Origin of the sequence: Ramlibacter alkalitolerans (assembly GCF_016722765.1) — a bacterium.
In the GTDB taxonomy this organism is placed as follows: Bacteria; Pseudomonadota; Gammaproteobacteria; order Burkholderiales; family Burkholderiaceae_C; genus Ramlibacter; species Ramlibacter alkalitolerans.
The window spans coordinates 18,545-31,231 of sequence record NZ_JAEQND010000015.1; the positions used below are offsets into that span (position 1 = coordinate 18,545).

Consider the following 12,687-nt stretch of genomic DNA (forward strand, 5'->3'; position numbering starts at 1 on the left):
CCGTAGGCTGGTGGTGAGCCGCGCCAGCGCGAACCCCAGCGCTCCCGCTCCTAATCCAGCAACCGATGCTTCAACGCGTAGTACGTCAGGTCGCTGTTCGACCGCGCCTCCAGCTTGCGCATCAGCCGCGCCCGGTAGGTACTCACCGTCTTCGCGCTGAGCGACAGTTCCGCAGCCACCTGCCCTGCGCTGCAGCCCTGCGCCAGCTTCAGGAACACCTGCAGCTCCCGCGCCGAGAGCTGCTCGTGCAAGCCGCCGGGGGACGGCGTCATCACCTGCGTGGCCAGCAGTTCGGCCACCGCCGGCGTGATGTAGCGCGCCCCCTGCGAGACGCGGCGGATCGCCGAGACGATCTCCGTCGGCTCGCAGGCCTTGTTCAGGTAGCCGCTGGCGCCGTTGCGGATCAGCGGCACGGCGTACTGGTGCTCCGGATAGCCGGACAGGATCAGCACCGCCACGTGCTCCGCCTTGGCCCGGATCATGGTCAGCGCATCGATGCCGCTCTGGCCCGGCATGTCGAGATCCAGCAGCAGCACGTCGAGCGCCTGGGTGCGCACGAGGTCGATCGCCTCCCGGCCAGAACAGGCCTCGGCCACCACGCGGATCCCCTCCTGCTCCTCCAGATACGAGCGCAGCGCGCTGCGGGTGATCGGATGATCGTCAGCGATTCCCACGCGCACGGTGCGCGCGACCAGCGTCGCCGGTGCCGGAGCCCCGGTGTGCTCGGGTTCGCCGAAGCGATGCTGCTTCACGGCTCTTGCTGCCTCCCGGGCCGGCTGGCCCATGGGAGCCATTAGGAGACTGCGCGTGAATCCGTCCCGTAGTCATGTTCCTACAGAAAGGTAGGCGTTCTTTGGATTCCTGACCCTCACGCCGGCAGGGACAGGCGAGCCGGCCTATTTCGGGTCGACGTCGGTCACGTCGGCCAGCCGCCGCCGCGCGCCGGCCGCGGCATCCGCGCGGGGCGTGCGGCTCTCGGGGCGCGGCGGGGCGGCCCGCCGCATCATTTCCTCGAAAGCGTGGCGCGGGCCCATGCGCATCACGAAGGGCCGGATGGGGCGGCCCGTGAGCAGGGCCCAAGCCGCCCGCAGCAACCAGGAGGCCAGCAACACGGTGAGGACGACGGCCATCAGGGCAGCGGCCAGCAGGCCGGCTGCGAGGAGGACCAGGCGAACGACGAGGCTGAAGAGAAGTTGCACCAGATGGATTCTGCCGGAGCTGGGGTTGGGAGGCCGGGCTGCGCGCGCGCACCCCGGCACTGGAGAGGGGGAAGCTGGGGTCGCCCTGCGGGCGAGCCCAGCCAGCGTGGGGCAGCCAGCCAGCGGGGGCTCAGGCCGCCTGCGTTTCGCGCGAAGCCGGCCGCGTCTCGCCGAAGTGGAACACGCCGGGCTCGCGCACCGGATCCACTTCCACCGGGATGGTGGACTTGGGCGGGAAGCGCCCTTCGAGGATCAGCCGGGACAGCGGATTCTCGATGCGCTGCTGGATCGCCCGCTTGAGCGGCCGCGCCCCGAACACCGGGTCGAAGCCCACCTTCGCGAGTTCCTCCAGCGCCGCCGGCGAGACCTGCAGGTGCAGGTCCATCTTGGCGAGCCGCTGCTCGAGCACCCGCAACTGGATCTTCGCGATGCGGCCGATGTGTTCGGCACTGAGGCCGTGGAACACCACCGTCTCGTCGATGCGGTTCAGGAACTCGGGGCGGAAGTGGTTCTTCAGTTCGTCCCACACCGCGTCCTTCACCTCCTCGTACGGCTTGCCGACCATGTGCTGGATCATGTGCGAGCCGATGTTGGAGGTCATCACGATCACCGTGTTCTTGAAGTCCACGGTGCGGCCCTGTCCATCCGTCAGGCGGCCGTCGTCGAGCACCTGCAGCAGCACGTTGAAGACGTCGTGGTGCGCCTTCTCGACCTCGTCGAGCAGGATCACGCTGTACGGCTTGCGGCGCACGGCTTCGGTGAGGTAGCCGCCCTCCTCGTAGCCCACGTAGCCCGGAGGCGCCCCGATCAGGCGCGCCACCGAGTGCTTCTCCATGAACTCGCTCATGTCGACGCGGATCAGGTGCTCCTCGCTGTCGAACAGGAAGGTCGCCAGCGCCTTGCACAGCTCCGTCTTGCCGACGCCGGTGGGGCCGAGGAACAGGAAGGAGCCGGTGGGCCGGTTCGGGTCCGACAGGCCCGAGCGCGAACGCCGGATCGCATTCGCGACGGCGCTGATCGCCTCGTCCTGGCCGACCACGCGCTCGTGCAGCCGGTCTTCCATCAGCAGCAGCTTCTCGCGCTCGCCCTGCATCAGCTTGGACACCGGGATGCCGGTGGCGCGCGCCACCACTTCCGCGATCTCCTCGGCGCCCACCTGCGTGCGCAGCAGTTGCGGCTTGCCGCTCTTGCCCTTGGAGGTCTCGGCGGCCTGCGCTTCCTTGAGCTGCTTTTCCAGCGCCGGCAGCTTGCCGTACTGCAGTTCCGCAACCTTGTTGAAGTCGCCCTTGCGCGTGAAGTCCTCGATCTCGCGCCGCAGGCGGTCGATCTCCTCCTTCACGTTGGCCGAGCCCATGGCGGTGGCCTTCTCGGACTTCCAGATCTCCTCCAGGTCCGAGATCTCCTTGGCCAGGCGTGCGATCTCCTCGTCGATGAGGCCCAGGCGCTTCTGCGAGGCTTCGTCCTTTTCCTTCTTCATGGCCTCGCGCTCGATCTGCAACTGGATCATGCGGCGGTCCAGCCGGTCGATCGCTTCCGGCTTAGAGTCGATCTCGATCTTGATCTTGGAGGCGGCTTCGTCGATCAGGTCGATCGCCTTGTCCGGCAGGAAGCGGTCGGTGATGTAGCGGTGCGAGAGCTCGGCCGCGGCCACGATGGCGGGGTCGGTGATCTCCACGCCGTGGTGCACCTCGTACTTCTCCTGCAGGCCACGCAGGATGGCGATGGTCGCCTCCACCGTCGGCTCGCCGACGAGGATCTTCTGGAAGCGGCGCTCCAGCGCGGCGTCCTTCTCGATGTACTTGCGGTATTCGTCCAGCGTGGTGGCGCCCACGCAGTGCAGCTCGCCGCGCGCCAGCGCCGGCTTGAGCATGTTGCCGGCGTCCATCGCGCCCTCGGCCTTGCCGGCGCCGACCATGGTGTGCAGTTCGTCGATGAAGACGATGGTGGAGCCTTCGTCCTGCGCCAGCTCCTTGAGCACGTTCTTCAGGCGCTCCTCGAACTCGCCGCGGTACTTGGCGCCGGCGAGCAGGGCCGCCATGTCGAGCGACAGCACGCGCTTGTTCTTCAGCGTCTCCGGCACTTCGCCGGCGATGATGCGTTGCGCCAGGCCCTCGACGATCGCGGTCTTGCCGACGCCGGGTTCGCCGATCAGCACCGGGTTGTTCTTGGTGCGCCGCTGCAGCACCTGGATGGCGCGGCGGATTTCCTCGTCGCGGCCGATCACGGGATCGAGCTTGCCCAGGCGGGCGCGCTCGGTGAGGTCGAGGGTGTACTTCTTCAGCGCTTCGCGCTGGCCTTCGGCTTCGGCGGAATCCACGTTCTGTCCTCCCCGGACCGCGTCGACGGCGGCTTCGAGCGACTTGCGCACCAGCCCGTTCTCGCGGGCGATGCGTCCGATGTCCTGCTTGGTCTCGGCCACCGCCAGCAGGAAGTTCTCGCTGGCGATGAACTGGTCGTTGCGTTTGAGCGCTTCCTTCTCGCTGGCCTGCAGCAGCACCGCGAGGTCGCGCCCGACCTGGATCTGCTCCTGGCCCTGCACCTGCGGCAGCTTGTGCATCGCGCCCTCGGCGCTGGCCAGCAGGCCCTGCACGTTGACGCCCGCGCGCTGCAGCAGTGCGCGCGGCCCGTCTTCCTGCCGCAGCATCGCCACCAGCAGGTGCGCCGGTTCGATGTAGGCATGGTCGTTGGCCAGCGCGAGGCTTTGCGCGTCCGCGAGGGCTTCCTGGAACTTGGTCGTGAGTTTGTCGAGTCGCATTGAAATGCTCCGTTACACGCCAGATAAGCTTGACTGCCGCCTTTTCAAGTGCGGACTCTAGGCCCGTAGGCATGCACGAGGGTGACTAGAATCAAGTTCATGCAGATCCACCAGATGTCGGTCACCTACCTGCCGGAGCAGGACCGCATCCTCATGCGCGTCAACACGACCGAAGGCGAGGAGATGCGCATGTGGCTCACCCGGCGGCTGATGGTGGGCCTGTGGCCGCTGCTGTCCAAGCTGCTGACCGAGCACCTGCTCAAACTGGAGTCCGCCGGAGCCTCACTTGCGGGCGCGAATCCGGAACTCAAGAAGATGCTGGCGGAGTTCCGGAAGGAAGAGTTCCTGCAGCACGCCGACTTCGACACGCCCTACCAGGAGCAGCAAGGTCGCCATCCCCTCGGCGAGGACCCGCTGCTGGTGACCGACGTCGATGCGACGCCGCTGGCCAACGGCCCGCTGCGCCTGAATTTCAACGAGCGTCCGCCCAACGGCGCGAGCAAGCCGCGCAGCTTCCAGATGGAGATGCAGCCCAAGCTGATGCAGGGGCTGATGCACCTGCTGGACCAGGCGCTGCTGCAGTCCCAGTGGAAGGAGCCGTTCCATCCCGTGGTGGGCAGCGAGCCGCCGCACGACGAGGGCGATGGGAACCGGCCGCGGTATCTGAATTGACCTGGCCGTCGTTCCCGCCCGAATTGACCTTCGCCGTCATTCCCGCGAAGGCGGGAATCCCGGGCTCCCGATGACGCGCTGTGCGCGTGCCCCGGTTTCCCGCCTCCAGCGCTCCCGCGCATCGCTGGGGTTTCGCTTCGCTCCACCGCCAGCCTGCGGGAACCGCATCCCGCGTCGCTACTCGTTCTTGTCCAGCGCAAATCCTGCGACCCGCTTGTAGTCGTCCGAGATCCGCCGGAACTCCTCCGCCGGGATCAGGTCTTCGATGCGGCCCGGCAGGGGCTTGCCGCCACTGAGCTCGTCGGCCTTCATGATGATGAAGTCAGGCGGCACCGTGCGGTTGGTCTCCACCACATTCGCCGTGGCCGGCAGGCGCAGCGCCTCGTACTCCTGCAGGGCCTGCACCGGGTCGCCGCCGCGCGCCAGCAGGTCCGCCAGGGTGCGCGCATCGATCAGTGCCTGCGCGCTGCCGTTGGAGCCGCGCGGATACATCGGGTGCGCCGCGTCGCCCAGCAGCGTCACGCGCTGGAAGGTCCAGCGCGGCACCGGGTCCTTGTCGACCATCGGGTACTCGAGCACCTCCCGCGCGTGCAGCAGCAGGCTGGGCACGTCGAGCCACTCGAAGTTCCAGTCCTGGAAGAAGGGCAGGAAATCCTCGAAGCGGCCGGGCCGGTTCCAGTCGTTCATGCCCATCTCGGCCTGGCGGATCTCCGCCACCCAGTTGATCAACTGGCTGCCGTGGCGGTCGACGTTGTCGACGATGGGGTAGATCACCAGCTTGCCGGTATCGATCGTGCCGATGCGCAGGTAGCTCTTGCCGGTGAGGATCGGCTTGTGCACCGTGACGCCGCGCCAGGTGTTGATGCCGCCGAAGGCGACCTGCTCCTGCGGATAGAACTGGCGGCGCACCGCCGAATTCACGCCGTCGCAGGCGATCACGATGTCCGCCTGCACGGTGGGCTGCGGTTGCCCGCGCACGCCGTTGAAGGTCAGCGTGACCTGCTGCGCGTCCTGCTGGATGCCGGTGCAGCGGTGGTCCAGGTGGATGCGCGCGTCGCCCAGGCGTTCGCGCGCCGCCTCGTACATCACGCCGTGCAGCTTGCCGCGGTGCATGCCTAGCTCGGGCACCGAATAGCCGGCATGCCGGCCGCGCGGCTCCCGGTAGATGAACTGGCCCCAGCGGTTGAAGAAGACGCTCTCGAGGTTCTCGATGCCCAGCGGCTCGAGCCTCGGCTGCAGGCCCAGCGCCGCGAGCTCGCGCATCGCGTGCGGCAGCAGCGTGATGCCCACGCCGAGTTCCTTGATCTCGGGCGCGGCCTCGTACACGTCGCACGGGATGCCCCGCTCGCTCAGGCCCAGGGCCAGCGCCAGCCCGCCTATGCCGCCCCCGACGATCGCGACGCGCATCACTCGGCCTTGATGTGGGCCGTGCTCACCACGCCGGCCCAGCGTTCGGCATCGCGCGCGACGAGGTGGCGGAAGTCCTCCGCCGAGCTCCAGGCCGGGTCCATGCCCTGCGTCTGGAAACTGGTGCGGACCTCGGGCGAGGCGAGGATGTCCTTCAGCTCGTGATTGAGCTTCGCCACCTGGTCGGCGGGCGTGCCGGGCGGCGCGAAGATGCCGTACCACATGGCGACGTTCACGTTGCCGGCCTTCGCCTCGGCGAGCGTCGGCACGGCGGGCAGCAGGGGGTGGCGCTTGTCGCTGCCGATGCCCAGCGCCACCAGCTTGCCCGTCTTCACGTGCGGCAGCGCGACGTGGATCGGCAGGAACATCGCATCGACCTGGCCGCCCAGCAGGTCGGTCACCGCCTGCGAGGTACCACGGTAGGGGATGTGCGTGAGGAAGACGCCGGCGGTCTGCTTGAACAGCTCCATCGACATGTGGTGCGGCGTGCCGACGCCGGGGCTGGCGTAGTTCAGGCGGCCGGGGCGCGCCTTCGCGGCCGCGACCAGGTCGCCCGCGCTGTGGAAACCGGTCGAGGGCGGCGCCACCAGGAGCAGCTGCCCCCAGCTGGTGAGCGACACCGGGACCAGGTCCTTCACCGGATCGAAGGGCAGGTGCGCATAGAGGCTGCGGTTCATCACCAGCGTGTTCACGCTCACCAGCAGCGTGTTGCCGTCGGCCGGCGCGCGCACGACGGCTTCGGTGCCGATGTTGCCGGAGGCGCCGGTGCGGTTCTCGACCACGACCGGACGGCCCAGCCGCTGCGACAGGCGCGGCCCGACCGTGCGCGCGACGATGTCGATGCCGGTGCCGGCAGTGAACGGCACGATGAGCTTCAGCGGCACGCCGGACGAGGCGGCGGGGGATTGCGCGAAGGCGTTCAGCCCGGTGAGGGCGATCGCTGCCAGGATTGTTCGAATCAGGGTCTTCATTGCATTGCGTGCTTGCAAGTTGGCATGCTAACGATTATGCGGGCCCCGCTCGGCCCGTCACAATCGTCGCATACCCCAGAAGGTGAAACAAGCGTGTCCTCCCCGTCCAAGCCTCCCCCGCAGCTGGCCCGGCTGTATGCCCGCCCGGGCTTCCTGCTGCGCCGCGCGCACCAGATCTCGGCCGCCGTGTTCGAGGACGCCTGCCGCGGCCTCGAGCTCACGCCGGCGCAGTTCGGCGTGCTGACGGTGCTGCAGGCGCACCCCGGGCTCGGGCAGTCCAGCCTGGCGCGCGCGCTCGGCTTCGACAAGGTGACGGTGCTGCGCGTGCTGCGCGGCCTGCAGGCCCGCGGGCTGGTGCAGCGCGTGCCGGCGGAGGACAACCGCCGCAACGTGTCGGTGCGGCTCACCGAGGAAGGCGCCGAGCTGCTGCAGCGCGCGCAGAAACCGGCGGAGAAGGCCTACCGCCGGTTGATGGCACCGCTGAACCGCGAACAGCAGGAGCAGCTGCTGGAGTTGCTGCAGCTGCTGACGGGCGAGCTGGAGGACGAGGCCCGTGCCGCCTTCGTGCCGCCGCCAGCGCCGCGTCAGGCCGCTTGAAGCCTGAGCCCTTATCCTCGACGGATGACCCCCCTGTCGCCCCGCTTTTCCTCCGCGCGCCGCCTGCTGCTGGCGGGCCTGTTCACCCTGGCCGCCGGCGCCGTGCAGGCGCAAGGCCCGAGCTCCGTGCGCATCCTGGTCGGCTTTCCGCCCGGCGGCGGCACCGACGCGATCGCGCGCACGCTGGCGGAGAAGCTGAAGGACCAGCTCGGCGTGCCGGTGGTCGTCGACAACCGGGCCGGCGCCGGCGGCCAGATCGCCGCCCAGACGCTCAAGAGCGCGGCACCGGACGGCAGCACCTTCTTCCTGAGCCACGACCACTCGATCTCGATCCTGCCGCTGGTGACGAAGAACGCCGGCTTCGATCCGGCCGTCGACTTCATTCCGGTCGCCGGCTTCGCCACCTTCGCCAACGCGCTGGCGCTTTCCAGCGGCACGCCGGCCAAGTCGCTGCCCGAGTACGTGCGCTTCGTGCAGCAGCAGGGCGGCAAGGACACCATCGGCGTGCCCGCGCCGGCGTCGATCCCCGAGTTCCTGGTCGGCATGGTGGGGAGCAAGTACAAGCTGGACCTGCAGGCGGCGCCCTACCGCGGCAGCGCGCCGATGATGGCGGACATGCTGGGCAACCAGATCAAGGCCGGCGTGGCCTCGATCCCGGACTTCATCGAGAACCACAAGGCGGGCAAGCTGCGCATCGTGGCGGTCATCGGCGACAAGCGGCAGGCCATCCTGCCGGACGTGCCGACCTTCAAGGAACTGGGCATCGCTGGTCTCGAGGAACTGCCCTACTACGGCCTGTTCGCCCCCGCCGGCACGCCGCACGAGGTGATCGACCGCATGAACCAGGCGCTGGCAAAGGTGATCGCGATGCCGGACGTGCGAGAGCACCTGACGGCGATGGGCCTCACCGTGGGCTACCAGCCCCAATCCCTGTTCGCCAACCGCGTCAAGGGCTACACGCAGACCTGGGACCGCATCATCAAGGCGAGCGGCTTCCAGGCGAAGTAGGACAGCCGGGATACGGACAGCCGAACGCAGAAGCCGCAAAAGTTACGCAGAAGCCGCAAAAGGACATCCATTCGATGATGGTGTCCCTTTCTGCGGTTTTTGCGTAACTTTTGCGGCCTCTGCGTTCGGCTGTCCGCATTCGGCTGTCCGCATTCAGGTATTGCGGCTCGCGATGCCCCAGCGCGCAAGCGCCTCGTCGTCGGCCACGCGGGCGTCGACCCAGCGCTCGCCCTCGGGCGTGCGTTCCTTCTTCCAGAACGGCGCCTGGGTCTTGAGGTAGTCCATCAGGAACTCGCAGGCCTGGAAGCTCTCGCCGCGATGGGCCGAGGTGACCACGACCAGGACGATCTGGTCCTCGACCTGCAAGGGGCCCACCCGGTGGATCACGCGGGCGGCGCGGATGTCGAAGCGGCGGAAGGCCTCGTCGATCATCTGCTCGATCGCCTTCTCCGTCATGCCCGGGTAGTGCTCCAGCTCCATCGCGCTGACGTTGGCGCCTTCGCTGCGGTCCCGCACCGTGCCGATGAAGCTGCAGACGGCGCCCACCCCGGCGTCGCCCGCGCGCAGCGCGGCGATCTCCGCCGCGACGTCGAAGTCCCCGGTCTGGATCGCAACGCGCGCCGCCATGGCCGCCTCAGCCGCCCGTCACGGGCGGGAAGAACGCGACCTCGCAGCCTTCGCGCAGGACGGCCGCGTCGTCGCTCATGACCTGGTCCAGCGCCATGCGCACGGCCTTGCCGCGCCCCAGCGCCGACGCGTAAGGCTCGCCCCGGGCGACGAGTTCGTCGCGCAGGGCACCGAGCGTTTCGCTGCGGGTCTGCACCGACTCGCTGCCCTGCCCCAGCGCCTCGCGCACGGAGGCGAAGTACTTGATCCTCAGGTTCATGCCAGCAACTCCGCCAGCGGCAGGAAGCGCACCGGATCGCCCGGCGCGATGGTGTGGCCCGCCGGGACGTCGATCAGGCCGTCGGCCCAGACCGTGGAGGTCAGCACGCCGGAGCTCTGGTTCGGGAACAGCGCCAGCCGGCCTTGCGCATCGCGCCGCGCGCGCAGGAATTCGCGGCGCTTGTCGGGCCGCGGCCAGGCGAAGTTCGCCGGCAGCTGCACGGCCACGGGCGTGAGCTGCGTGGCGCCCTGCAGCTTCAGCAGGAACGGGCGCACCAGCAGCAGGAAGGTGACGAAGCTGGACACGGGATTGCCCGGCAGGCCGATGAAATGCGCATCGGCCACCTTGCCGTAGGCGAAGGGTTTGCCGGGCTTCATGGCGATCTGCCACAGGTCCAGCGAACCGAGCTGCTGCACGGCGGGCTTGATGTGGTCCTCCTCGCCGACGGACACGCCGCCGCTGGTGAGGATCAGATCGTTGTCGCGCGAGGCATCGCGCAAGGCCTGCACCGTGGCCTCGCGCTGGTCCGGCACGATGCCGAGATCGCGCACCTCGCAGCCCAGGCGCAGCAGCAGGCTGCGCAGGAAGAAGCGGTTGGAGTTGTAGATCGCGCCGGGCTTCATCGCCTCGGGCGCGACCTGGCCCGGCATCACCAGTTCGTCGCCGGTGGAGAACAGCGCGACGCGCGGGCGGCGCGCCACCTGCAGGTGCTCGCGGCCGATGCTCGCGGCCAGGCCTTGCGCGGCCGGCGTGAGGCGTTCGCCGCACGCGAGCACCGTGCTGCCGCGCGTGATGTCTTCGCCGCTGCGGCGGATCCACTGGCCGGCCTCGGGCATGCGCAGGATGCGCACGCGGCCGTCGTCGAGAGCCTGGGTGTCCTCCTGCATCACGATCGCGTCCGCGCCGGCGGGCACCGGCGCGCCGGTGAAGATGCGGGCGATGCTCCCGGACTGCAGCGGCTGCGGCGCCGCGCCGGCCGGAATGCGCTGGCTGACCGGCAGCGGCACGCCTTCGTCGGCGATCTCGGCCCGGCGCACGGCATAGCCGTCCATCGAGCTGTTGTCCTGCGGCGGGACCTGCAGCGACGAGACCAGGTCCTCGGCCAGCACCCGGCCATCGGCGTCGAAGGTCGCCACGACCTCGGTGCCGGCGAGCGGCTGCGCCTGCGCCAGCAGGGCCGCCAGGGCGTCGTCGAGGGGGCGCAGCGCGGGACGGGAGTTCACGCGTATCTCTCCGGGTCGTAGTCGAACCTGTCCCCATTCTCGACCAGCCACCCGGCCACCGCATCAGGGTCATTCAGGTCCAGCACCGGCCGCAGGGTTGCCTGGGGCAGCTGGTCCGCCGCATCGGTGGCGATCGCCACGATGAAGTCGTCGTCCGGGTAGCGCGCCTGCTTGCCGGCCTCGGGGCGCCAGACCTCGATCTTGAGCAGGTTGCTTTCCTTGAAGCCTTCCACCAGCACCCAGTCGACGCCTTCCCACAGCTCGGAGATCAGGTGGTGCACGGACAGCTTCGCCGGCTGCTCGAACTCGCGCAACAGCGCCAGGCGCCGGTCGGAAGCGACCACCACTTCGAACGCACCCGCCTCCCGATGGCGATAGGTGTCCTTGCCGGGATGGTCGATGTCGAACTTGTGGTGGGCGTGCTTGACGACCGAAACCCGCAGCCCGCGCAATTTCAGCTCGGGGATCAGCCGCTCGACGAGCTGGGTCTTGCCCGAGCCCGAGTAACCCGCGAATCCGACGACCTTCATGCGCAGTGCGCCGCGATGAATTGCTGGACTGCCGCCGCATCGGCCGGCAGCACGGTCACCCGCCGCGGCAGGTCCTCGATGCCGGCGAATTTCGCCGGCCGGTCCGGTTCGCGCCCGAGGGCCTCCACGATGGTGGCGGCGAACTTGATCGGCAGCGCCGTCTCCAGCACGATCATCGGCGTGCCGGCGCTGGCGAAGGAGCGCGCCACCTTCAGGCCGTCGGCCGTGTGGGTGTCGATCATGGTGGCGAAGCGCTGGTACGTGTCGCGGATCGTGGCCACGCGGTCGGCATGCGTGCTCTTGCCGGACACGAAGCCGTACTGCGAGCGCGCCCGCGCGACCTCGCCGGAAAGGTCGAACCGGCCCTTGGCAGGCAGTTCCTCCGCGAACAGGTAGCGCACCCTGGCGCCGTCGCGCGCGAGCAGGTCGAACACGAAGCGCTCGAAGTTGCTGGCCTTGGAGATGTCCATCGAGGGGCTGGAGGTCTCGAAGGTGTCCTGGCTGCCGCGCACGCGGTAGACGCCGGTGCGGAAGAACTCGTCGAGCACGTCGTTCTCGTTCGTGGCCAGCACGAGCCGGTCGATCGGCAGGCCCATGCTGCGCGCGACGTGGCCGGCGCAGATGTTGCCGAAGTTGCCGGACGGCACGCTGAAGCTGACCTTCGGCAGTTCTCCCTCCCCCGCCGCGGGAGGGCTGGGGTCGGGGCGCCGGGTGGCCTGGAAGTAACCTGCGAAGTAGTACACGACCTGCGCCACCAGGCGCGCCCAGTTGATCGAGTTGACGGTGCCGATGCGGTACTTGCGCTTGAACGCCAGGTCGTTCGACACCGCCTTGACGATGTCCTGGCAGTCGTCGAACACGCCCTCGATCGCCAGGTTGTGGATGTTGGCGTCGGACAGGCTGAACATCTGCGCCTGCTGGAAGGGGCTCATGCGCCCGTTCGGCGAGGTCATGAAGACGCGCACGCCCTTCTTGCCGCGCATGGCGTATTCGGCGGCGCTGCCGGTGTCGCCGGAGGTCGCGCCGAGGATGTTCAGTTCCTCGCCGCGCCGCCCGAGTTCGTACTCGAACAGGTTGCCCAGGAGCTGCATCGCCATGTCCTTGAAGGCCAGCGTGGGCCCGTTGGACAGCGCCTCCAGGTACAGGCCGTCTTCCAGCTTCTTCAGCGGCACGATCTCGCGCGAGCCGAACACCTCCTCGGTGTAGGTCTTGCGGCAGATCGCGCGCAGGTCGTCGGCCGGGATGTCGTCGATGTAGAGCGACAGGATCTCGAAGGCGAGGTCCGCGTACGGCAGGCTGCGCCATTTCGCGAGCGTGGCGGCGTCGACCTGCGGATAGTGCTCCGGCAGGTACAGCCCGCCGTCGGGCGCCAGGCCCTCCAGCAGGATTTCGCAGAAGTGCTTGCGGTCCGGGTGGCCGCGGGTGGAGAGGTACAGCAT

At 68.8% G+C, this 12,687-nt stretch carries 13 protein-coding genes; 3 read left to right on the forward strand and 10 right to left on the reverse strand.

What is annotated here, in order from left to right:
* Positions 1-50: 50 nt before the first annotated feature.
* From JI746_RS23145 to clpB, 3 genes are all read right to left on the reverse strand, one after another.
* A complete protein-coding gene (locus JI746_RS23145; RefSeq protein ID WP_330893064.1) occupies positions 51-680 on the reverse strand; it encodes a response regulator transcription factor in 630 nt (209 codons plus the stop codon).
* Between the two features lie 216 nt (positions 681-896).
* Entirely contained in the window at positions 897-1,199 is a 303-nt protein-coding gene (locus tag JI746_RS23150; RefSeq protein WP_201692658.1) for a hypothetical protein, read from the reverse strand.
* 130 nt (positions 1,200-1,329) lie between these two features.
* Complete coding sequence (gene clpB, locus JI746_RS23155) at positions 1,330-3,954, reverse strand: ATP-dependent chaperone ClpB (protein WP_201692659.1); 2,625 nt, start codon at positions 3,952-3,954, stop codon at positions 1,330-1,332.
* Positions 3,955-4,053: 99 nt separating this feature from the next.
* Between clpB and JI746_RS23160 the strand changes: the two genes are divergently transcribed.
* Positions 4,054-4,626, forward strand: coding sequence for a hypothetical protein (locus JI746_RS23160; protein WP_201692660.1), 573 nt, complete (start codon positions 4,054-4,056; stop codon positions 4,624-4,626).
* Between the two features lie 177 nt (positions 4,627-4,803).
* Here the strand turns inward: JI746_RS23160 and JI746_RS23165 are convergent, their stop codons facing one another.
* Both JI746_RS23165 and JI746_RS23170 read right to left on the reverse strand, forming a co-directional pair.
* A complete protein-coding gene (locus JI746_RS23165; RefSeq protein WP_201692661.1) occupies positions 4,804-6,033 on the reverse strand; it encodes a flavin-dependent oxidoreductase in 1,230 nt (409 codons plus the stop codon).
* Positions 6,033-7,004, reverse strand: a complete 972-nt coding sequence (locus JI746_RS23170) for a tripartite tricarboxylate transporter substrate binding protein (protein ID WP_201692662.1) — start codon at positions 7,002-7,004, stop codon at positions 6,033-6,035. The genes JI746_RS23165 and JI746_RS23170 overlap by 1 nt, the downstream gene beginning before the upstream one ends.
* 93 nt (positions 7,005-7,097) lie before the next feature.
* Here JI746_RS23170 and JI746_RS23175 point away from each other — a divergent pair, with 93 nt between their 5' ends.
* Both JI746_RS23175 and JI746_RS23180 read left to right on the forward strand, forming a co-directional pair.
* Positions 7,098-7,601: a MarR family winged helix-turn-helix transcriptional regulator gene (locus tag JI746_RS23175; protein WP_330893062.1), complete on the forward strand. Its 504-nt coding sequence runs from the start codon at positions 7,098-7,100 to the stop codon at positions 7,599-7,601.
* A 24-nt stretch (positions 7,602-7,625) separates the two neighbouring features.
* Positions 7,626-8,609, forward strand: a complete 984-nt coding sequence (locus tag JI746_RS23180) for a Bug family tripartite tricarboxylate transporter substrate binding protein (protein ID WP_201692664.1) — start codon at positions 7,626-7,628, stop codon at positions 8,607-8,609.
* 153 nt (positions 8,610-8,762) lie between these two features.
* Here the strand turns inward: JI746_RS23180 and JI746_RS23185 are convergent, their stop codons facing one another.
* Genes JI746_RS23185 through thrC form a run of 5 tightly spaced genes read right to left on the reverse strand, consistent with a single transcriptional unit; the run spans position 8,763 to position 12,687 of the window.
* Positions 8,763-9,236: a molybdenum cofactor biosynthesis protein MoaE gene (locus JI746_RS23185; RefSeq protein WP_201692665.1), complete on the reverse strand. Its 474-nt coding sequence runs from the start codon at positions 9,234-9,236 to the stop codon at positions 8,763-8,765.
* A 7-nt stretch (positions 9,237-9,243) separates the two neighbouring features.
* Complete coding sequence (gene moaD, locus JI746_RS23190; protein WP_201692666.1) at positions 9,244-9,495, reverse strand: molybdopterin converting factor subunit 1; 252 nt, start codon at positions 9,493-9,495, stop codon at positions 9,244-9,246.
* On the reverse strand, positions 9,492-10,718 hold the full coding sequence (locus tag JI746_RS23195) for a molybdopterin molybdotransferase MoeA (RefSeq protein WP_408004120.1): 1,227 nt from the start codon (positions 10,716-10,718) through the stop codon (positions 9,492-9,494). The genes moaD and JI746_RS23195 overlap by 4 nt, the downstream gene beginning before the upstream one ends.
* Positions 10,715-11,248, reverse strand: coding sequence for a molybdopterin-guanine dinucleotide biosynthesis protein B (mobB, locus tag JI746_RS23200; RefSeq protein WP_201692667.1), 534 nt, complete (start codon positions 11,246-11,248; stop codon positions 10,715-10,717). The genes JI746_RS23195 and mobB overlap by 4 nt, the downstream gene beginning before the upstream one ends.
* On the reverse strand, positions 11,245-12,687 hold the full coding sequence (thrC, locus tag JI746_RS23205; RefSeq protein ID WP_201692668.1) for a threonine synthase: 1,443 nt from the start codon (positions 12,685-12,687) through the stop codon (positions 11,245-11,247). The genes mobB and thrC overlap by 4 nt, the downstream gene beginning before the upstream one ends.